At 38.2% G+C, this 21,580-nt stretch carries 19 protein-coding genes; 11 read left to right on the forward strand and 8 right to left on the reverse strand.

Annotation, left to right across the window (positions count from 1 at the left end; translation table 11 throughout):
• Positions 1-30 precede the first annotated feature (30 nt).
• Positions 31-2,436: an outer membrane beta-barrel family protein gene (locus tag ACY2RU_RS11975; protein ID WP_490138698.1), complete on the reverse strand. Its 2,406-nt coding sequence runs from the start codon at positions 2,434-2,436 to the stop codon at positions 31-33.
• Between the two features lie 242 nt (positions 2,437-2,678).
• Here ACY2RU_RS11975 and lepA point away from each other — a divergent pair, with 242 nt between their 5' ends.
• A complete protein-coding gene (lepA, locus tag ACY2RU_RS11980; RefSeq protein WP_490138852.1) occupies positions 2,679-4,475 on the forward strand; it encodes a translation elongation factor 4 in 1,797 nt (598 codons plus the stop codon).
• A gap of 52 nt (positions 4,476-4,527) precedes the next feature.
• Here the strand turns inward: lepA and ACY2RU_RS11985 are convergent, their stop codons facing one another.
• The 3 genes from ACY2RU_RS11985 to ACY2RU_RS11995 all read right to left on the reverse strand — a co-directional run bounded on the left by ACY2RU_RS11985 (position 4,528) and on the right by ACY2RU_RS11995 (position 7,000).
• Positions 4,528-4,791, reverse strand: a complete 264-nt coding sequence (locus ACY2RU_RS11985; RefSeq protein ID WP_490138699.1) for a hypothetical protein — start codon at positions 4,789-4,791, stop codon at positions 4,528-4,530.
• A gap of 71 nt (positions 4,792-4,862) precedes the next feature.
• Positions 4,863-5,090 carry a hypothetical protein gene (locus ACY2RU_RS11990; protein WP_490138700.1) on the reverse strand — a complete coding sequence of 76 codons (228 nt, stop codon included), beginning with the start codon at positions 5,088-5,090 and terminating at the stop codon, positions 4,863-4,865.
• 38 nt (positions 5,091-5,128) lie between these two features.
• A complete protein-coding gene (locus ACY2RU_RS11995) occupies positions 5,129-7,000 on the reverse strand; it encodes a cation:proton antiporter (protein WP_490138701.1) in 1,872 nt (623 codons plus the stop codon).
• Between the two features lie 141 nt (positions 7,001-7,141).
• On the opposite strand from ACY2RU_RS11995, the gene ACY2RU_RS12000 reads away from it, so the two are divergent.
• From ACY2RU_RS12000 to ACY2RU_RS12045, 10 genes are all read left to right on the forward strand, one after another.
• A complete protein-coding gene (locus ACY2RU_RS12000) occupies positions 7,142-7,990 on the forward strand; it encodes a universal stress protein (RefSeq protein ID WP_490138702.1) in 849 nt (282 codons plus the stop codon).
• Positions 7,987-10,203, forward strand: coding sequence for a SulP family inorganic anion transporter (locus tag ACY2RU_RS12005; RefSeq protein WP_490138703.1), 2,217 nt, complete (start codon positions 7,987-7,989; stop codon positions 10,201-10,203). Before ACY2RU_RS12000 ends, ACY2RU_RS12005 begins: the two co-directional genes overlap by 4 nt.
• Positions 10,204-10,320: 117 nt before the next feature.
• The gene (locus ACY2RU_RS12010; protein ID WP_490138704.1) at positions 10,321-11,181 is read left to right on the forward strand and encodes an MBL fold metallo-hydrolase; all 861 of its coding nucleotides are present in this window, start codon (positions 10,321-10,323) and stop codon (positions 11,179-11,181) included.
• A gap of 7 nt (positions 11,182-11,188) precedes the next feature.
• On the forward strand, positions 11,189-12,859 hold the full coding sequence (locus tag ACY2RU_RS12015) for a S8 family peptidase (protein ID WP_490138705.1): 1,671 nt from the start codon (positions 11,189-11,191) through the stop codon (positions 12,857-12,859).
• 9 nt (positions 12,860-12,868) lie between these two features.
• A complete protein-coding gene (locus tag ACY2RU_RS12020) occupies positions 12,869-14,704 on the forward strand; it encodes a M1 family metallopeptidase (protein ID WP_490138706.1) in 1,836 nt (611 codons plus the stop codon).
• A gap of 91 nt (positions 14,705-14,795) precedes the next feature.
• A complete protein-coding gene (gene rnpA, locus ACY2RU_RS12025; RefSeq protein ID WP_490138707.1) occupies positions 14,796-15,158 on the forward strand; it encodes a ribonuclease P protein component in 363 nt (120 codons plus the stop codon).
• Positions 15,148-15,981: a DUF4349 domain-containing protein gene (locus ACY2RU_RS12030; RefSeq protein WP_490138708.1), complete on the forward strand. Its 834-nt coding sequence runs from the start codon at positions 15,148-15,150 to the stop codon at positions 15,979-15,981. Before rnpA ends, ACY2RU_RS12030 begins: the two co-directional genes overlap by 11 nt.
• A 42-nt stretch (positions 15,982-16,023) precedes the next feature.
• Positions 16,024-17,646, forward strand: a complete 1,623-nt coding sequence (locus ACY2RU_RS12035) for a S41 family peptidase (protein WP_490138709.1) — start codon at positions 16,024-16,026, stop codon at positions 17,644-17,646.
• A gap of 7 nt (positions 17,647-17,653) precedes the next feature.
• Entirely contained in the window at positions 17,654-18,475 is an 822-nt protein-coding gene (locus ACY2RU_RS12040) for a sterol desaturase family protein (protein ID WP_490138710.1), read from the forward strand.
• Positions 18,476-18,522: 47 nt separating this feature from the next.
• A complete protein-coding gene (locus ACY2RU_RS12045; protein ID WP_490138711.1) occupies positions 18,523-18,897 on the forward strand; it encodes a hypothetical protein in 375 nt (124 codons plus the stop codon).
• Here the strand turns inward: ACY2RU_RS12045 and ACY2RU_RS12050 are convergent.
• From ACY2RU_RS12050 to ACY2RU_RS12065, 4 genes are all read right to left on the reverse strand, one after another.
• Positions 18,884-19,327, reverse strand: coding sequence for a GNAT family N-acetyltransferase (locus tag ACY2RU_RS12050; RefSeq protein WP_490138712.1), 444 nt, complete (start codon positions 19,325-19,327; stop codon positions 18,884-18,886). The genes ACY2RU_RS12045 and ACY2RU_RS12050 overlap by 14 nt on opposite strands.
• Positions 19,328-19,369: 42 nt before the next feature.
• The gene (locus ACY2RU_RS12055; RefSeq protein WP_490138713.1) at positions 19,370-20,281 is read right to left on the reverse strand and encodes a cation diffusion facilitator family transporter; all 912 of its coding nucleotides are present in this window, start codon (positions 20,279-20,281) and stop codon (positions 19,370-19,372) included.
• A gap of 9 nt (positions 20,282-20,290) precedes the next feature.
• On the reverse strand, positions 20,291-20,722 hold the full coding sequence (gene rpiB, locus ACY2RU_RS12060; RefSeq protein WP_490138714.1) for a ribose 5-phosphate isomerase B: 432 nt from the start codon (positions 20,720-20,722) through the stop codon (positions 20,291-20,293).
• 532 nt (positions 20,723-21,254) lie between these two features.
• Complete coding sequence (locus tag ACY2RU_RS12065; RefSeq protein ID WP_490138715.1) at positions 21,255-21,494, reverse strand: putative signal transducing protein; 240 nt, start codon at positions 21,492-21,494, stop codon at positions 21,255-21,257.
• Positions 21,495-21,580 lie beyond the last annotated feature (86 nt).

A 21,580-nucleotide genomic window follows, 5' to 3' on the forward strand; every position in this document is an offset into this window, starting at 1 on the left:
TGTTGCTTAGGCTCTTTAAGAAAAAGCGAGCTATTGTAAACGTTCGGCTTCAACGGGCTTGATCGATCTGTTGTTGTCTTTTAAACGCGCATTTCCGAAGTTAAATTTAAAACCCAATCGAAACATTCTCGATTCGGCCATAGAGAAATAGCGGTTATTCTGGTTGTAGTATTTTGATTGCACCGGAATGTTATATGTGTCAAAAACGTCATCTACACCCAGTGAAATACTTGCACGATCATTCCATAAAGCCTTCCGAAAGGAGAGAGAGAGATTAAACTGATTTGTATAATCATAAGATCCATAGATAAGATTAGAAAGATAAACAGCTGTTATATCACTGCTAATCTGTTGTTTCTTCGAAAGTGTAAACCCGCTGTATACTTGGCTATAGAAACCAAAGGTGTCATTTGAATAGGTCGGTAATGCACTTTCTTCGGAAAGAAACTCGTTCTCTAAATAAAAAGTAGAGGTCACAACACTTAGGTACCACCAATCTTCTATTGCAGAGGCATAAATGGCGTCAAAGCTATATTGAAAATCGGTGATCAGGTTGGCATCTATATTTCGTAAAGTGTTATTCTCGTTATCTTGAAAGGTAAGAACACTTAATGCATTGTCAAAAACTTGATAATACAATTCAAAAAACCAGGTATTCTTATAGGTGTAACTCAATGCAACTTTGTTTTCGATAGAGGGCCTTAAATTTGGATTTCCGCCGTTAAAATTATTTTCGTTTAAAAAATATTTAAACGGATTTAGGCTTTGATATCGAGGTCGCTCCACCCTACGCGCATACGTAAGACCAATTTTGTGGTTTTCATTCAGATCGTGTTGTACGTTCACGGACGGAAAGAGTTCAAAATAAGATTGCGTGTTAAGTAGCCCCAAATTTCTTGAATCACCCTCAACATCGGTATATTCACTGCGTAGCCCCGCACTAAACTGCCATGCTTCCCAATTTCGACTCAGGTTGATGTAGTTCGCAAAAATTATTTCTTTATAGAGAAACTCATCAGAAAGCTCGGTATTAAATTGTTGTATTCCGGTATCGGTGTCAAAAAAATCTAACTTACTATCTGTATGAATGGTTGAAAACTTTGCTCCCGCTTCTAGGGTATACTTTTTTAAAGGTGTGGTAGCATCCATTTGACCCGTAAAAATTTTGGTGTCCTGACTTGAATCAGTAAAAAACTGATTTCTGGTCAGCGGACTCCCATCTGGCAATTCATATTGCGTATCTACTGTTTGAATTTGCTCGTGGTCATAGCGAATAAAATTTACCGCTGTCTTTAAAGTTGTCTTTTCTGGAGCGATCTTCCAGGTATGCTCAAGATTGAACGACAGATTAGAAGAATCATTTTCTAAATCACTTTTGGTAGCAAAAGTAGAATCTAAGACTTGTTGCGCATTAAACATTTCTGTAAAGACCGTATTTCGAAACGATTTGTCTGGAGAGATAAGGCCAGTCATGGTTAGATGTAAACTATTTCTTTCACTTAATGTAAAATCAGATATAATGTTTAACTGATGTGCATTTGACCTTGTGATCCGTTTAAAATCGCTCTCCCAAATGGATTTTGTACTGCCGTCTGGCTGAAAAAATTGTATAAAATCTTCCTGATCTTTGTTCTCTTTTCTAGGACTCGTACTTATGCTTCCGTAGAGATTGATCCAGTCATTTTTATAGAAATGTGAGGTGGTGAAGTTATACTTCGGAAATACAGCTTGTTCCCATCTACCACTTACAGATGCTTTATATCCTACTGAAATAGCTTTGGTTGTAATGATATTCAAAACAGTTCCGGCCTCAGCGTCATACTTGGAAGACGTATTGGTTATGACCTCAATTGCTTTTACCACACCTGCGTCCAAATTATTCAGCAAAGACGTCACCTCGGCAGGAGACAGATACACCCGTTTATCATTAATATAAATGGTTGGAGCCATATTTTGAACAGAGATTCTGTTCTGAACAACCAACACTCCTGGCGTGCGTTGCAATAAGTTGAGGGTAGTTCCTGAGGAAAGTGATGTGTTTTCAACGTTAAAGACTAATTTTCCAGATTCCTTTATTAAAGTAGGCCGTTCTAAAACGATAAGAGTTTCATCTAAAACTTGAGTATCGGTCTCTAAAGTAACGGTTCCTACGTTTTCTTCGGAAGGAAGGTTAACCGCTATTGTTCTCGTTTGAAAACCAATAAAACTAAAACTAATTACATATTTTTTGTCTTCGAGCTTCGAAATAACAAAGCTGCCATCATCATTTGAAGTTGCTCCAGAAATGGGGTCGTCATTATCCGTTTCATAAGCGAGAATATTTGCAAAGGCAATAGGATTCCCAATACTATCAATAAGCATCCCCCGCACAGAATTGTGTTGCGCAGTAAGAGCCATTGTGCTGAGAAGTAGCATCAAAGAGAAAACCTTTCTCATGAATTAAAAGTTGATTTACTGTTTTGTTTAGTTTGTTAAATGTACAATCGCTATGGGTGGGTGGCGTCTGTGTAACGACAAAGTAGAGATAAAAAATGTAATATTGAAAGGTTTCTTTCTCATTTTTAGGTGATCATGGTCTTAATACATGAAAACGCGACTTTTTACGCTATATTTGCATTTCGTTTAATAGCTTAATTTTTTAAGCTTAAATGACATTAATTTTCCATTGGAAACGCCCTATGAAGAACATTCGCAATTTTTGCATTATTGCACATATTGACCACGGAAAAAGCACCCTGGCAGACCGTTTGTTGGACGCAACTGGTTCGGTTACAGCACGCGAGCAGCAAGCCCAATTATTAGATTCTATGGACTTGGAGCGCGAACGTGGTATTACCATAAAGAGTCATGCCATTCAAATGAATTATACATTGGATGGAGAAGACTATATTCTCAATCTTATTGACACTCCTGGTCACGTAGATTTCTCGTATGAGGTCTCGCGGTCTATTGCTGCTTGCGAAGGTGCATTACTTGTAGTAGACGCGGCACAGAGTATTCAGGCACAAACTATTTCTAATTTATACCTCGCCTTAGAGAATGATTTAGAAATTATTCCTGTCCTTAATAAAGTAGATCTTCCTTCGGCTAATCCTGAAGAAGTTACAGACGATATTGTAGATCTTTTAGGTTGTATCCGTGAGGAAGTAATTCCAGCAAGTGCCAAAACCGGTATTGGTATTGAAGAAATCTTACGTGCTATTATTGAGCGTGTTCCAGCCCCAACAGGAGTTGCCGAAGAATCGTTGCAGGCACTAATTTTTGACTCGGTTTACAACCCGTTTCGAGGTGTTGAAACCTATTTTAGAGTTTTAAACGGTGAAATTAAAAAAGGCCAACATATTAAGTTTATGGCGACAGGGAAAAACTACTACGCCGATGAAGTAGGAACCCTCAACCTAAAACAAACGCCAAAGCAAGTTATAAAAACGGGAGATGTAGGCTACCTTATTACGGGTATTAAAGAGGCAAAAGAAGTAAAAGTAGGTGATACAATTACCGATGCCAAACACCCAACAACCAATATGATTGAAGGGTTCGAAGACGTTAAACCAATGGTTTTTGCGGGAATTTATCCAGTAGACACCGAAGATTACGAAGAACTTCGAGCTTCGATGGAAAAACTGCAACTTAATGATGCATCTTTGGTTTTTATACCTGAAAGTTCTGCCGCTCTAGGATTTGGTTTTCGTTGTGGTTTCCTCGGAATGCTACACCTCGAAATTATCCAAGAACGTTTAGAGCGTGAATTTGACATGACGGTTATTACCACGGTGCCTAACGTATCATACCACGCTTTTACCAACAAAAATCCGGATGAGTTGATCCTTGTAAACAACCCAAGTGATTTGCCCGATCCATCGCGCTTAAACCGTATGGAGGAGCCGTATATTAAAGCGACCATTATCACAAAAGCCGATTTTGTGGGTCCTGTGATGTCGTTATGTATAGAAAAACGCGGTCAGATCACGCATCAAACTTACCTTACTACCGAACGTGTGGAGCTATCATTTGATATGCCACTAGCCGAAATTGTATTCGACTTCTATGACCGTTTAAAGACGGTTTCTAAAGGGTATGCTTCGTTTGACTACTCGCCTATAGGAATGAGAGAATCTAAGCTTGTACGGGTTGATGTGCTGCTTAACGGAAATATCGTAGATGCACTTTCAGCCTTGTTACACCAAGATAATGCCTATGATATTGGAAAGAAAATGTGTGAAAAGCTGAGACAGCTAATCCCACGACAACAATTTGACATTCCTATACAAGCTGCCATTGGCGCAAAGATCATTTCGCGGGAGACGGTAAAAGCGCTACGAAAAGACGTTACTGCCAAATGTTATGGTGGTGATATTTCCCGAAAACGTAAGCTGTTAGAAAAGCAGAAAAAAGGAAAGAAACGTATGCGTCAAGTAGGTAATGTAGAAATTCCACAAGAAGCATTTATGGCTGTATTAAAGCTAAATGATTAAATAAAAAAGCCCCGCAATAATTGCGGGGCTTTTTTGTGTCAATAAGATCTTCTTAATTACAAGTAGTCAATTGCTCAAGAGCAGCGATATACGTAGAAAATTCAACCGTTGTATCTTGCCCCATTACCTCAGCGTTTCCATTTGCTAATTCGCAAACTTCTACCGCAGGTACTGTGGTTGTTTGACCGTTAACTTCAATCTCGTAAGAAGCACAGGTTTGACATCCGTCGTCGTCGCTTTTTGAATCATCGTCTTTATTACAAGACACAGTTGCCATTAAACCTAATACTAATACGCTTAAAAATAATTTTTTCATGTTGTTTGTTTTATGTTCGGCGGCAAAGATGAGAAAAAATATTAGAAGCGCTAAATCGGTTTTCTTAACGTCTAAATTCCGCCACAGGTTGTCCCAACATCTCTCAAATTGGCAAGGTAGACATCGTAATCGGTCCCTGTATTAGAGCCGTTTACTGATGCATTTCCATTACTTTCGCGACATAATTCAAACGAAGCTGTTTGATCAGACTGACAGGTTGTACAGCTGCGGTCATCGTCCTTTTTACAAGACAAAAACAATACAAGGCAACCTATCAAGATAATTTTAGCTATTTTCATTCGATTTGATTTGGTTTTTATTAACGCTCATTTAGCTGTCATATTTTATCTTGAGAAGTTTCTTCATCTTCACGCGTAGCAGTAACCACATCTTCAAAGTCCATTGGCTTGCCTAAATACGCAATGCTAGTGCCGGAGGCAATATCTAGTTCAAATAGTGTGTCGAGAAGCTCTATTGTTCCATCAGGGGTTTTCATAAAAAGCGGAATAGCATCATGATTTTCTTGAATCAGATTTAAAACCCTAAAAAACATATCATTATCACTTACTTCTATTTCCTGAATGGAAGGATAAGCACGAGCAACTTCGGTAAATCGAATATAGTCATGGGTATTGCTAAATACTTCCTTCGGATCAAATGGTTCTTTTTTCAGCATTTCTTCCGAAGTCATTAAACGAAAGGTTCCATTCTCCCCAAATTGCTTTCCAAAACGACTTATTGCTTGTCGGTTAATTTCATCATTACCTGTCAAGGCCAACAAATACCCAACATCACTTAATTCGATGTTATCGGTTAGGTCGTCGCTATAAATATTCGCATTAATTGCATCAATGCCTAACTCTTTCGCCTTTTCAATATTCAACCGGTTTGAGTCAACTAAAACTACATGGCGATCATTCTTTTGTAAATAAGAGGCAATTAATCGCGATACCCGCGAACCTCCTACGATCATAATTCCTTCCGATTTTTTCAGAAAAACACCAACCAAAGACGCAAAAAGACGTGCAGTGGTGGCATTTAAAAGTACCGTGATCAAAACCAGCCCAAATACCAAAGGCGTAATATATTCGGCGCCTGGTACTCCTTTTTCAACGAGCTTTGTTCCGAAGAGAGAAGCAATACCGGCTGCTACAATTCCGCGTGGGCCCACCCAACTAATAAACAATTTTTCATTGGTCTTAAGCCCTGAGCCGGCTGTACTGAGAAATACACCAATGGGTCGTACTATAAAAATAATTAGCGCAAAAAGAATTGCCGTTTTGTAGTTTGCAACTAACTGTAGATCTTCAAGGCTAATGTTTGCCGAAAGCAAAATAAACAGAATGGATATAAGTAAAACGCTTAATGACTCCTTAAAATAAAGCAGTTCTTTTAAATTCGGCAAGTCACTATTTCCTAGGAACATTCCCATAACAACTACGGAAAGTAGTCCAGATTCATGCGCAAACAAATCGCTTAAAACAAAAATGAGCAGCACCATAGAAAGTGATACTACGTTTAATAGATAATGCGGAATTACCTTCCTTTTTACCGCTTGATACATCGCAAATCCGCCTGCCAATCCGAATGCAAACCCTATCACTACAATTTTTCCAAACTCCAAGAGTGCGTGTTTGGTATAACCATCTGAGTCTTCAACACTGATAAAACCAAAAACCAAAACTGCCGCTAACGCACCAATGGGATCAATTAGAATACCCTCCCATTTAAGTACCGCCGAGATATCTTTTTTTAAGGGAATGTTCCGAAGAATAGGCGTAATTACAGTAGGTCCTGTAACAATGATAAGTGCCGAAAACAAAAAAGAAATACTCCAAGACAGCCCAAAAATATAATGTGCAGCCGCTCCAGACGCAAAAAAAGTGATCAGCGAACCTAAGCTAATCAGTTTACCGATAACGCCCCCAACTTTTTTAATTTCACCCATTTTTAAGGTGAGTCCGCCCTCAAAAAGAATAATTCCAATCGCTAAGGAGACAAAATAGAACAGACTCTCTCCGGGGAAAAATCCTTTCTCAGTATTCCAAATAGGCTGAATCCATTGTGTTCCATCATCAGAAATTAAGGTTGAGATGGGCCCTACAAACAAACCGATTAATATAAGTGGTAAAATAGCCGGGATTTTAAATTTCCAGGCAACCCATTGTGCTAATATTCCTAAAATAATAATCCCTGCAAGCTCTAACATTGATTGATTTTGGTGTGAAAATATAAATATACAGTATCCCGTAGAAATAATTGGGAAAATATTATTAGCAAAGCAATACGCCCTCACTCTTTGAAAGCGCCAAAAAAATAGTATATTCCCAATTCATCAAAGCTGCTGTTTTTGGAACAACAAAAATTTAAAACCGTTGGGATCGGTGTTACTTTTTCCCCTAACCTCAAAGCAAACTTATACGAATCGGCCAGACTCACCCTGATGTATGGTTGTAAGCTTATCTTGATCCATATTGGCGATCCTTCCGAAGAAAAAGAAGCAAAATTTAAAGAAATTCTTGCGCCGTTTCAATCACAAGGACTCACTTTTGAGGTCGTTTTTAACACAGGAGAACCTGTGAACGCAATCCTCCAAACCGTAGCGGCCAAAAATATCGACCTTCTTATTCTTGGAGCTTTAAAAAGAGAGAAGTTTCTTAAATATTACATAGGCTCGATAGCACGAAAAATTACACGTAAAGCCCCATGTTCAGTATTATTACTTATCAATCCTTCTATAGAGCGCGTTCCGTGTAAACATGTGGTGGTAAACGGCCTTGAACACGAAAAGACCAAAGAGGCTATTGCTGCGGCCTTTTTTGTGGCACATGCCCTTGAAAGTGAAAAAATTACCATTGTAGAAGAAATTAAACAACAAGAGGTTGCTATTGCAATTAATGATGACAAATCCCTTCGGAAGGCTACCTTAAAAAAAGAAAAGCTTCGAAGACGTGAAGATTCGCGTATTCGGAAGCTATTAGACGCTATCCCTGAAATACAGCAAAAAAATATAAGTGTCAATATGCAACCTATCTTCGGAAAACGAGGATATTCTATTGGACACTACGCACTCGTTGCACGTGCCGATCTTCTCGTGATGAACGCTCCCGAAAAAACGGGCTTTTGGGATCGTATTTTTCCTCATGATATCGAATATATTCTTTCTGAACTGCCAACAGACCTATTAATTATTCAATGAGTCCAAAAAAAGACACCTCCAAAAGCTTTTTTAAAGCACTTCCGAAGAATATCTTCTCTGGATTTGTAGTCAGCCTTGTTGCGCTTCCGCTTGGCTTAGGTTTGGCCATGGCAAGTGAAGCTCCTCCCATTGCAGGAATCATTGCCGCCGTGGTAGGTGGAATCGTAGTTTCAATTCTAGGAGGAAGTCATATTACAATTACAGGGCCTGGAAACGGACTCGTAGGCGTCCTTTTAGTGGCTATCACCACGCTAGGACTCGAAGGAGCTTATGCTGCCATTATATGCTCTGGCGTATTGCTTATGATCTTAGGGTTACTTCGTATGGGCGCGCTAGCCGATTTTTTCCCTTCTTCGGCCATTCAAGGAATGTTAGCGGCTATTGGTCTTATTATCCTCGGAAAGCAATTTCATATCATGCTTGCTAACAAGTTAACCTTTGATAATAGTTTTGACTACCTCTTAGCTATACCCGAAACCATTAGTGGAATCTTCAATTACGAGAATATGGGGCTGCTCTATGCTGCCTTTGCCGGAATCATTTCGCTTACAATTATGATCTTGCACTCAAAAGTGCGAAACAAATATTTTCAACTCATTCCTGCGCCCATGTGGCTCGTTTTACTTTCTATTGGCTTTAGCTATTATTACGAACTTGTTTTAAAAATGCCTAACCCCATTGCACCGGCATATATGCTTTCTGGAATTCCAACCGCCGGTGAGATCGTTTCTCAAATTCCAACTCCAAATTTTTCTTCGTTCTTTGGAATGCCCTTTTGGACAAGTGTGATTGCCATAACCTTGGTTTCAAGTATTGAATCTCTTTTAAGTATTAAAGCCGTAGATCAATTAGACCCACAAAAACGACGAAGTAATGTGAATCGTGATTTAAAAGCGCTAGGACTCGCGACCGTAGGGAGCGGATTTTTAGGAGGTCTTAATGTTGTGACCGTAATTGCTAGAAGTTCGGTAAATGCCAATAATGGCGGCACCAACAGATCGGCCAACTTTTCACATGCCGTATTTCTTGTTATTTTTATCGTCCTTTTTGCAACACAACTTACGCGAATTCCGTTGCCAGCCTTAATGGCAATATTAGTTTATACGGGCTACAAATTAGCTTCCCCGAAATTAGTTCGGAAGATCTTTTCAGTAGGAAAAGAACAATTACTCATCTTTTTTACCACCCTTTTTGTCACCCTTTTTGTTGATATCATCACGGGGATCGTGGCAGGAGTACTGGTAACCTTATTGATACATGCCTTTATAAATAAAGGGGTTTCTTTTTTTCTGAAGAATATTCTCAAGCCCAACGTTCTTATGTATCATGAAGATAATGCCAAGGGAAATTATTATATCAGTGTAAAACATTTTTGTACGTTTTTAAATTACTTCAGACTTAAACAAAAACTGCAAGCCATTCCCGAAACAGAAGATGTTGTGTTAGATTTCTCACTCTGCCATTTTGTAGATCATACCGTGATGGAAAATCTTCATGGTTATCAGGAAGTTTTTCTAAAACGTGGCGGTCACTTTGAATTGATTGGCTTAGACCTCCATGATACAAAAAGTGAGCATCCTTTTGCGCTACGCCGACTTATACCCGGACTTGGTCTTCTCACTAAAAATTTAACAAAAAGACAAGGCACCTTAAAAGAAATTGCCGCTAAATACAATATGCATTATGAGGCCGAAAGCGCACAGAATGCACATTTTTTAGATTCATTTAAATACTTCAGTATCAAACATATTGACAATGTTTACAATCGGTTATTCAATACAGAAAACACCTTTAAAATGTTTGATGTAGATTATTCTGAAGGAGAATTTATAGCCAAGGAAAATGTACATACAACTATGCTTCATATGAAATTAGACGAAGAAATTCCCGCATTTACCTTAGATCGCGAAGGTTTTCTTGAACGCGTCTACGCTTTTGCAGGTTTTAAAGATATTCCTATTGCCAACCATACCGATTTCAGTAAACGTTTTTACCTTCTTGGAGAAAATGAAACGGAAATTCAAGCCTTTTTTCACGATGATCTGGTGCGTTTTTTTGAAAGTAACCCGTATTATCATGTCGAATCAAACGGCACAGCATTGCTAGTTTTTGATAAAGAGCGTATTGCTGGAGTTAAGGAGATCAAGGCATTATATGACTTCGGAAGGCGCCTGCGGGAAGTCATTGTACAGAGAGAAATTGCAGTTGTCTAAAAAATCACCTCTTTTTTGTATAAATCTACTTCCGAAGAAACCCCAAAAAACAGATTACTCTTAATAAATTCTTAACATATATCAACTATCTACTGTGTTTTTGTAATTTGCAGGCTTATGCAACTATATCCTATTGAAGCTGGTAATTTTAAACTAGACGGTGGTGCCATGTTTGGTGTGGTTCCCAAAACGCTTTGGTCAAGAACCAATCCCGCCGATGCAAATAATATGATCGATATTGCTGCGCGGTGTCTCCTTATTGAAAATGGTGACAGACTTACCCTTATCGACACAGGTATGGGTAATAAGCAAAGTGATAAGTTTTTTGGCTATTATTTCCCTTGGGGCGATCATACCTTAGACAAATCGTTGGCAAAACACGGATTTCATCGTGATGATATTACAGATGTTTTTATGACACACTTACATTTTGACCATTGCGGCGGAAGTGTTCAGTGGAATAAAGACCGAACAGGCTATGAACCTGCATTTAAAAATGCGAAGTTTTGGAGTAACGAACGGCATTGGCAATGGGCAACAGTACCAAACCGAAGAGAACAAGCTTCCTTTCTTACAGAAAACATCTTACCAATGCAGGAAAGCGGCCAATTACAATTTGTAAAAGATCCCGCCGGAGATTATTCTGAAACCAACGAATTAGATTTCGGCATCTTCTTTGCAGATGGGCATACCGAAAAGCAAATGATTCCACATATCAAATATCAAGACAAAACGGTTGTTTTTATGGCAGATCTATTGCCAACTGCAGGACATTTACCGATTCCTTTTGTAATGGGATATGATACACGACCATTGCTAACACTTCCGGAAAAGGAAAAATTTCTAAACGCAGCTGCAGACCAAAACTATTATTTATTTTTAGAGCATGATGCTCATAATCAAATTATTACCGTAAAACACACTGAAAAAGGCGTACGTCTTGATCAGGTTTTTACATTTGACGAACTTTTTAATTAATTAGCAAATGAAAATCTTAAAAAATGCATTCTTAGCCATCGCGGCGACCTCACTTTTAGCTGGTTGTGGAACCACCGTGGCACCTATCGTATCAACCCCTGTTGAAAATATTGATACGCTGCCTTTAAAAATGGCTCCCTTAACCGATGCTCAATACAAAATGTGGAGCTCTTCAGATCTTCTAACCGATACCATTCCTGGTATGAGCGTTGATCGCGCCTACAGTGAACTTTTAAAAAATAGAAAAGGTCAAAAAGTAATTGTGGCGGTTATTGACAGTGGTGTTGATATTGAACATGAAGACCTAAAGAATGTTATTTGGACCAACCCAGGTGAAATTGCCGGAAATGGCATTGATGATGATAAAAATGGATTCATTGACGATGTTCACGGATGGAATTTTTTAGGCGATATCGTTGCTGAAAACTTGGAGTACGTAAGAATCATGCGTAAACTCGGACCAAAATTTGAAGGAAAGTCCGATGCTTCTATTAGCGCTTCAGACCGTAAAGATTTTGCTCTTTATCAAAAAGCAAAAGCGGAATACGAAAAAGAAGTACAACAGGCTACCGCAAACAAAGCACAGTATGAAGGCATTTTAGCGCAGGTTATACCCGTGCATAAAAAGATGACTCAAAAATTAGGGAAGCAGGACTACACCAAAAAAGAACTCGCAGCTATTGCAAATCCCACTGCCGAAGAACAACAAGAAATTGGTTTACTTACACAAATGCTCAACTTTGGAGATACAGTACCAGAGGTGATCAAAGAGCTTAATGGAGGGATTGAGTACTTCGGAAATAGATTGGACTCACATTTTAATATGACTAAAGACTTTAGAGGTGTTTTAGGTGATGATCCTAACGATATTAAAGATTCAAAATACGGAAACAACGATGTTGATGGTCCCGATCCTAAAAAAGAAGATGCTAAACACGGTACTCACGTAGCCGGAATTATTGCTGCACAAAGAAATAACGGTATTGGAATGAACGGTATTGCTAACAATGCCGAGATCATGGTGGTTCGTGCTGTGCCAGATGGCGATGAGTACGATAAAGATATTGCCTTGGCAATTCGTTATGCAGCCGATAATGGCGCAAAAGTGATCAACACAAGTTTTGGTAAATATTATTCTCCACATCCAGAATGGGTTTGGGATGCAATTAAATACGCAGCGAAAAAAGATGTGCTTATTGTAAATGCCGCAGGTAACGAAGGCTTAGATTTAGACGGGATTCAAGTATATCCAATGGATCAAGAACTTACCGGTGCTGAGATTTCAGATAACTTTTTAACAGTTGGTGCACTTAATTTTAAATACGGAAGCGAAATGGTCGCTACGTTTTCTAACTACGGAAAATCAAATGTTGATGTATTTGCTCCTGGTGTAAAAATCTGGGCAACAACGCCATTGAACACCTATGAATTTTTACAAGGAACGTCTATGGCATCTCCTAATGTAGCTGGTGTTGCCGCAACAATTCGCTCATACTACCCTAAGTTAAAAGCAAGTCAAGTAAAACAAATTTTAATGGATAGCGGACTTACCTCAAAAACACCTGTTATGCTGGGTGGTGATGAGTCTAACATTCAAAATTTTCCTGACATTTCGAAGTCGACTAAAATGGTTAATATGTACAACGCATTAATCATGGCAGCGCAAATGTCTAAATAGATCAATCTTATGAATCATTATTTAAAAGCAATTGTTGCTCTTCTTTTCTTCGGAAGTGTAAGCGCACAAAACAATACCTCGTACTGGCAACAGCATGTAGATTACCAAATGGAAATCGACATGAATGTGGAAACACATCAATACACAGGAAAACAAACTTTAAAGTACACCAATAATTCACCCGATGTACTAGACAAAGTTTTTTATCATCTGTATTTTAATGCTTTTCAGCCAGGAAGTGAAATGGATGTGCGTTCTCGCACCATCGAAGATCCAGACGGTCGTGTTGGTGACCGCATTTCAAAATTGACTCCTAATGAGATCGGTTATATCAAACCAACCATGCTCAAACAAGATGGTAAAAAACTAAACTATGAAGTAGTTGGAACCGTTTTAGAAGTTATGCTTAATGAGCCTATTCAGCCAGGAAAAAGCACCACATTTACAATGGAATGGGACGCGCAAGTGCCTTTGCAAATTCGTCGTAGTGGACGAGATAATGCCGAAGGCGTTGCTTATTCAATGACACAGTGGTATCCAAAGTTAGCCGAATATGATTTTGAAGGTTGGCACGCAGATCCTTATATCGCACGTGAATTTCACGGCGTATGGGGAGATTTTGATGTAAAGATCACTATAGATGCAGATTATACTATTGGCGGAACGGGATATCTTCAAAATACAGAAATCGGACATGGTTATGGAGCCGTCGGACAAAAAGCAGTAAAGCCTAAAAAAGGGAAGTATACTTGGCACTTTAAAGCGCCAAAAGTTCACGACTTTACTTGGGCGGCCGATAATGACTATATTCATGATATCTATCCGGGGCCTAATGGCGTAGAATTACATTTTTTCTATAAAAACAATCCAGAGATCAAAGAGAACTGGAAAAATTTACAACCTAAAACTGCCGAAATGCTTACGTTCTTTAACGAGCATATCGGTCCGTACCCATACAAACAATATTCTGTAATTCAAGGTGGCGATGGTGGTATGGAATACGCTATGTGTACTTTGATCACCGGAGAACGTAAATTTGGTAGCTTAGTAGGTGTAACCGCTCATGAGATGGCCCATACGTGGTTTCAATTTCTTATGGCAACCAACGAAGCACGTCACGAATGGATGGATGAAGGCTTTACCTCGTACATTTCATCTGAAGCGATGAATGTTATTATGGATGAGAAGAGCCCGAACCCTCACAGTGGTTCGTATCGCGGATATACATTCTTAGCTAATAGTGGTAAAGAACAGCCACAAACTACACAAGCAGATCGCTACGCAAGCAATCGTGCGTATGGAATTACTGCCTATAGCAAAGGTGCCGTATTTTTAGCGCAGTTAGGCTATATTATTGGTGAAGAAAACCTTCAGAAAACACTAAACAAGTATTATACAGATTGGGCATTTAAACACCCAACACCAAACGATTTTATTCGTGTGGCCGAAAAAGTATCGGGTATTGAGCTTGAATGGTATTTGATCGATTGGACACAAACCACAAATACTATTGACTACGCCGTAAAAGATGTTGTAGTACAAGACAATGGTGGAACTAAAGTAACGTTAGAGCGCATTGGCCTTATGCCAATGCCTATAGATGTTGATGTAACCTATGAAGATGGTTCGCAAGAGCAGTTTTATATTCCGTTACAAATGATGCGAGGTGAAAAACCAAATCCGTATCCAAACATGAAACGTACACAAGTACGCGATTGGGCATGGTCTTATCCAACCTACGAATTTGAAATTCCGAAGGGAAAAAAGGTAAAATCGTTGATGATCGATGCCTCCAAAAGAATGGCAGATATTAATTCTGAAAACAATAGTTGGGGCGTAGAGTAATTCTCGCTTCCTTATAAAACAACCCCTTGATTTTTACTTCGGATATGTTTCGGAAGAAAAGACAAGGGGTTTCTTTTTGTATCTTTATCACATGCGCATAACTTTTAAGAAAAACGAGCGTTTAAAAAGCCGCAAAGCCATTGAGGCTCTATTTTCCGAAGGAAAATCGTTTAAAAAATACCCTGTTAAACTGTTCTTTCTTCCGAAGGAAGATTTTGAAAATACTCAGGTTGCATTTGCCGTTCCTAAACGACTTTTTAAAAGCGCTGTAGACCGCAATCGTATCAAAAGACAGCTTCGGGAGGCGTACCGACTTCAAAAACATGTGCTTACAGACAATAACGGCAAGAAATTTGCGCTTCTATTATTGTATCTTGGCAATGAAAAACCACAATATGCAACGATCGAAATTGCGATGAGCATATTGCTTAAAAAACTTTCAGATGAAAAATAACTTATTCCTTCTGTTTTTTATTGTGTTGATGGGTTGTTCAGAAAGCAATCAGTCACCGCCCATTCAGGGCGAAGTATATAAGGAAGCTGGTTATGCCATGAACGATGTGGAAGATGAAATAGTTGCTTCTTTAAGACCTCAAGATGCTCCTATTTCAGAAGAAATTCAAGAACAAAAGATCATTAAAACCGCGCAGCTTAATTTTGAAACACAGAAGTTAGCCGAAACACACCAAAAAATACTTCAACTTACACAGCAATATAAAGGAATTGTACAGAGCGATAATTCTGGTAAAAATTATAACAATGTCTTCCGAAATATGACACTACGTGTTCCTTCGGAACATTTTCAAACGGTCGTGGATGGTATCTCGAGCGGCGTTGAATATTTTGATAACAGACAGATCACACGTCAGGATGTAACCGAAGAATTTGTAGATATTCAAGCGCGATTACGTGCTAAAAAAGAACTTGAAAACAGATACATTCAATTGTTGAGTCAGGCGCGAACCGTAAAGGATATGCTCGAAATTGAACGCGAGCTTTCTACCATACGCGAAGAGATTGAAGCCAAAGAAGGCCGTCTTAAGTTTTTGGAAAATAGAGTCTCCATGAGTACTATCAACGTTTATTTCTATACAACGACTGTTGAAACTGGTGTTCGGGTCTCTTACGGACAAAAAATGCTAAATTCACTAAAAGGTGGCTGGGAAGGTGTTTCGGCATTTTTCTTAGGCACCCTCTATCTCTGGCCGTTGTTTTTCTTTGCCATTATCATTATTTTGGTAATTCGTTGGCTTATCAGGAAGAACAAAAAGAAATAAGCTCATTCTAAAAATAATCCCTTCGGGTTTTTAAAATATTATATGAAAAAGAAAATTATTATACCCATACTCGCTGTTGGAATCTTCTTTACAACGGTTAGTTTTAAAAGCGATTTCTTTGAGATCGCTAAGCAAATTGAAATTTTTACGACACTCTTTAAGGAGTTGAATATGAATTATGTAGACGAGAATACACCCGCAACCCTAATGGATAAGGCCATCAAAGGGATGCTTGCAGATCTCGACCCATATACCGTTTATTGGAATGAACAAGACGTTGAAGATGCACGTATAAAAAATTCTGGTGTTTATACAGGTATTGGCGCTACGGTGCGCTCTTTAGAAGATAGAATGATCTTAATTGAGCCTTTTAAAGATTATCCAGCCGATAAGGCAGGTTTAAAGGCGGGAGACGAACTGATGGAGATTGATGGAACGGCTGTTGCCGGTTACGAAGGTGACGCAAGAGATCTCTTAAAGGGACAGGCGGGATCTAAACTTAAATTGACCTACAAACGCCAAGGAAAAACTGAAAAAGCTACTGTCACCCGTGAAGCAGTCGATGTAAAAGCAGTACCATTTTCAAAGCTTATCCACAATGATGTGGGCTATATTGTGCTTCGGAAGTTTAACCGAAAAACAACGGTTGAGACCAAGGCGGCATTAGAAGCACTTAAAGCTGAAGGAGCAACTAAGATCATCTTAGATCTTCGTGGTAACCCAGGCGGATTATTAAACGAGGCGATCAATATTGTAAACCTATTTGTTGATAAAGGTGAGGTGATTACTACCACAAAATCTGCGATCGAAAAGTATAATAAAGTGTATAAAACCACGAGAGAGCCCGTTGATACCGAAATTCCTTTGGTTGTATTGGTCAATGGCCGAAGTGCCTCTGCCAGCGAGATCGTTTCGGGTGGTTTGCAAGATTTAGATCGTGCTGTGGTAGTTGGTGCGCGTAGCTTCGGAAAAGGACTTGTACAACGCCCTAAAAAGCTTACTTATGGCACCCAGCTAAAAGTTACTATTTCAAGATACTACACACCTAGCGGACGCTGTATTCAAGCATTAGACTATTGGAATCGCGATGAAAACGGTGATCCTGTACGTGTAGATTCAAAAGAATACAACGCTTTTAAAACTAAAGGCGGAAGAACTGTTTATGATGGTGGTGGAATACTTCCAGACATCGAAGTGGAAACAGCGGTTTTTAGTCCGATAACAACAGCCCTTTTAAAAGACAATGCCATCTTTGATTATGCAACTGAATATTATTACAAGCATCCTATGACCGATTGGAGTGGTTTTGAATTCTCAGATTCAGATTTTGAAAACTTTTTAGGTTTCTTAAAGCTGAACAATTTTGAGTATGAAACCGAAACTGAAAAGGAATTTAAGGAAGCCCTGCGTCGCGCCGAAGCTGATGATATTCAAAAAGATATCAACGCTAGCTACAATGCGTTGATGGCCGATATTGAAAAAGCAAAACAAAAGCGATTATACACTAAGAAAGCCGAGATCAAATCATTGTTAAGTGATGAGATCTTAAAGCGCTATTTTTACGTCGAAGGCCTCTATGAATATCAGGTTGAACACAATCCTGAGATCTTAGCAGCTGTAGAGGTGTTGCATAACGAAAGCAAATACAAAAAGATCTTGAAGTAAACATTCTATGCAGGATTTCCTTAGCTTTTTTGAAAATATGCCCATCTGGATGAAAGCTGGTTGGGTGTTTTTTACTTTAGCTATTTTCTGGCTGCTCGAAGGCTATTATAGCCTTGTTGTTCACAAATACAAAAAATGGAGCCACGCCAGAGTCAATTTGGTGCTACTTTTATTTGTGATGATCATTAATGCGGTATTTGGCATTGCAACCGCTGGAGTTTTTGTTTGGCTTGATACTTCTCAATTTGGCTTACTACACCTTTTTGAAGCTCCTGTTTGGGTAAAATTGCTCTTATCTATCATGGTCTTAGATCTAATTGCGCAATACGGCGTGCATTTTATGCTGCATAAAGTACGGTGGATGTGGCGTTTGCATTTGGTTCATCACAGTGATAAACATGTTGATGCAACTACAGGAACGAGACATCATCCGTTTGATTTTATTATTCGGGAAATTTTTGCCCTGGTTGCCGTGATCATCATGGGAATGCCTATTTCATTCTACTTTTTTTATCGAATTTTAAGTGTGCTTTTTACCTATTTTACACATGCAAATCTAGGTTTACCGCTATGGCTAGACAAAGGGCTGAGCTATGTAATTGTTACTCCAAATATGCATAAATTTCATCATCACTTTGAATTGCCTTGGACCGATTCTAACTACGGAAACATGCTTAGTTTGTGGGATCGTTTATTTGGAACGTTTGTCTATGATGATCCCGCTAAGATTCAATATGGAATAGACATCGCAGATCACACCGATCCCGAAAATATTCGGGTTCAATTAGGCTTACCATTTAATAGGAACGTTCGTTCCAAAGAAGCTTAACACCGTATTAACGCATATTCTCCCTTATTTTCTGTAGCTTAAGAGCTATGGTACAAATAGACAAGGAAGAGAATTTAGAAACAATGAACGATGCAATTGCATATTTAGAGCATCGGGGTTATGAAAATATTAAAGCCGATATGGAAGGTTATGAAACACCAAAGTCATATCACAAAAAAGATAGTGATGTCTCCATTACGCCAGATATTGTAGCTGAGCGGAATGATATAAAGTACTACTTCGAAATTAGTTTAAAGTCGGAAAAACCAAAACTTTTAAAATCTAAGTGGCGTTTTCTTGAAGTATTTACACGCCTAAAAAAGCATCGTTTTAAAATTATGACACGAAAGGGGCATTATTCATTTACTGAACAAATGATGAGTGACCTCAACTTAGATAAGAAAATGATCAAGTTGTCTTGATCATAGCTATATGAGGGATTCCATCTTCCAGATAGCCTTCACCAACCTGAGAAAAGCCGTGAGACTCGTAGAATTTCTTTAGATGCGTTTGAGCCGATAATTTAATATTTTCAGTATTATAATGTTGCTTTATTGCCTCTAAAGAAGCTGTCATTATTTTATGGCCTAGTTTGTATTTTCTGTGTTTCATGTCAACAACCACACGACCAATAGCAGCTTCTTCAAAATAGATCCCTGGAGCAAAACATCGGGTATAGGCAACTATCTTCTCATTTATCTTGCCTATTATATGAAGTGCCTTCAAATCTTTTCCGTCGATATCCTGATAAACACAATCTTGTTCGACAACAAATACTTCCGAACGTAGCTGAAGCAAATCATGCAGTTCGTATATGTCTAATTCATTAAATGTTTTTACTGAAATTTCCATGATGTATGATGGTTTCTTCGGAAATAAGCCGGAACCTGTAGCTTAATCTTGTACAATAATATCCTTGGCGTCGTCTTTTCTAAATTCTGGTTGAATATTTACATGATTAATTCCGAATTCATGAAAAAGCGTTTCCTCTACACCATCTAAAATATCATCGAATTGTGACAAGGTAATGTCTTTATGAAAGTCAATATGCGCCTCTAAATGTATTTCCTTTTCATTCAATTGCCAAATATGAATGTGGTGCACATTCTTTATCTCTGGATCTATAGACATGGCAGAACGAATTTTTTCTACGCTCAGATCATCTGGAGTAAACAGCATAAGCACTTTAAATGAAGTGCGTAGTAGATCATATCCCATTACCATTAAATAGATGGCGATCAAAATAGTAAGCACGCTATCTACCCAAAACCAACCAAAATATTTCATTAAAATTCCACCAATTAAAACCGCCACGGAAGCCGACATATCTGTGATAAGATGTAAATATGCTGAACGCATATTCATATTATCTTTTGAATCTTTCCGAAGTAATAAAACGCTAAACCCATTGGCAATAATACCAAGTAAAGCAAGCCAAATAACTATATTGCTCTCAATTTCTTGCGGATCAAGAAAGCGTTCAACTGCTTCGTAGACCAAATAGATCGCTACAATTAAAAGTGTTGCTGCATTTACAAAAGCTGCTAAGATCTCTGCACGTTTGTAGCCGAAAGTACGCTCAAGAGAGGCTTCTTTTTTTGAAAAGCGATCTGCCACATAACTTACTATTAAGGAAAGTACATCACTAAAATTATGTAGCGCATCAGAAAGTAAAGATAAACTCCCAGAAACAATACCACCAATAACTTGTGCTATGGTGATAAGCACATTTAGTAAAATGGTAAGTAACAGTTTTTTACCTTTTAGATCGTTGTGGTCATGGGTATGTGAATGTGAATGTCCCATTTTTACGAGCTAAGAACAGGCGATCTTCTCAACACGTTTTTGATGACGTCCGCCTTCAAAAGGTGTAGAAAGAAAAGTTTTTACCATATCTAAAGCCTGTGGTTCACTTGTAAAACGCGCGGGAATGCTTAAAATATTGGCGTCGTTATGTTGACGCGCTAAAGCGGTGATCTCTTTGGTCCAGCACAAGGCTGAGCGCACTTCTTGGTGTTTATTTGCAGTCATATTGGCGCCGTTGCCACTTCCGCAGATAACAATACCAAAATCTGCTTTTTTTGACGCAACATCATTTGCTACAGGATGTACAAAATCTGGATAATCAACACTATCATGACTATTGGTTCCGTAATTTTCTACCTGATGCCCTTCACTTAGCAAATAATCAACAATTGTATTTTTATAATCAGTTCCGGCATGGTCGTTACCTATGGAGATTTTCATAATATTGAGATTTTATACAAATATAGTGTGCAAGGCTTTTCTTCATTGCAGAAAATTTGCTAATTATTAACAAGTTATAAAATTTACAAAGTCGTAACATTTAGTTAACAACTCTGTTCATTACTGTTGATAGAAAAAAGATAGAAAAATTTGGTAGAATCAATTGAAATTTCAATAGCAAAAACAAAATGGATTCTACTAATTTTGAGTCTGCTAGTTATAGGTCACTTATTAGAAAAATACATATGGTTGTAAACAAAAAATTACAAAAAACTTTTCAAAAATCATATGTCAACAACAGTTATTGACAATTGTTAATCATACTATATAACAGCTTTATTTACAGTAGTATTTACATCTGAAAACTTGTTTATAAGTAGCATAAAAATAGCAACAAGTTTTATTCAAAAGAAAACTCAATAAAATTATACCCGCTATCAACATACCATCATCATCATCATTTTATTTTAAATTTTTAAAAAGAAAAAAATGATATAGTATAGTTTGTTCATAAGTCTGACAACTAAAAAAATTAAACGATTTTTAGGTGTGAAGCTCCGTTGAGTTCAGTTATAATTTTTGCGGCTTTTTCTATATCTTCGGAATGGACTTTTAAGCGAATTCCGCCAAAAGCGTTACTGTGAAATGGAAGAACACCAATCATGGTTTCGTTTTGAAAAACATAGCGAATCTGAGCTTGATCCAGTAATAATCGAAGTACAGCATACTCGCTAGGAAAGGTATATATGGCTATGGTCTTATAATCTATCATTGTTAAGCTATTGTAATGAAGGTACTAAAACTTTACTAATTACCTATCCTTCTATGTATTAAACAGTACTTTTGCAGCAAATAATT

Source organism: Ulvibacter sp. 2305UL32-6 (genome assembly GCF_058148545.1).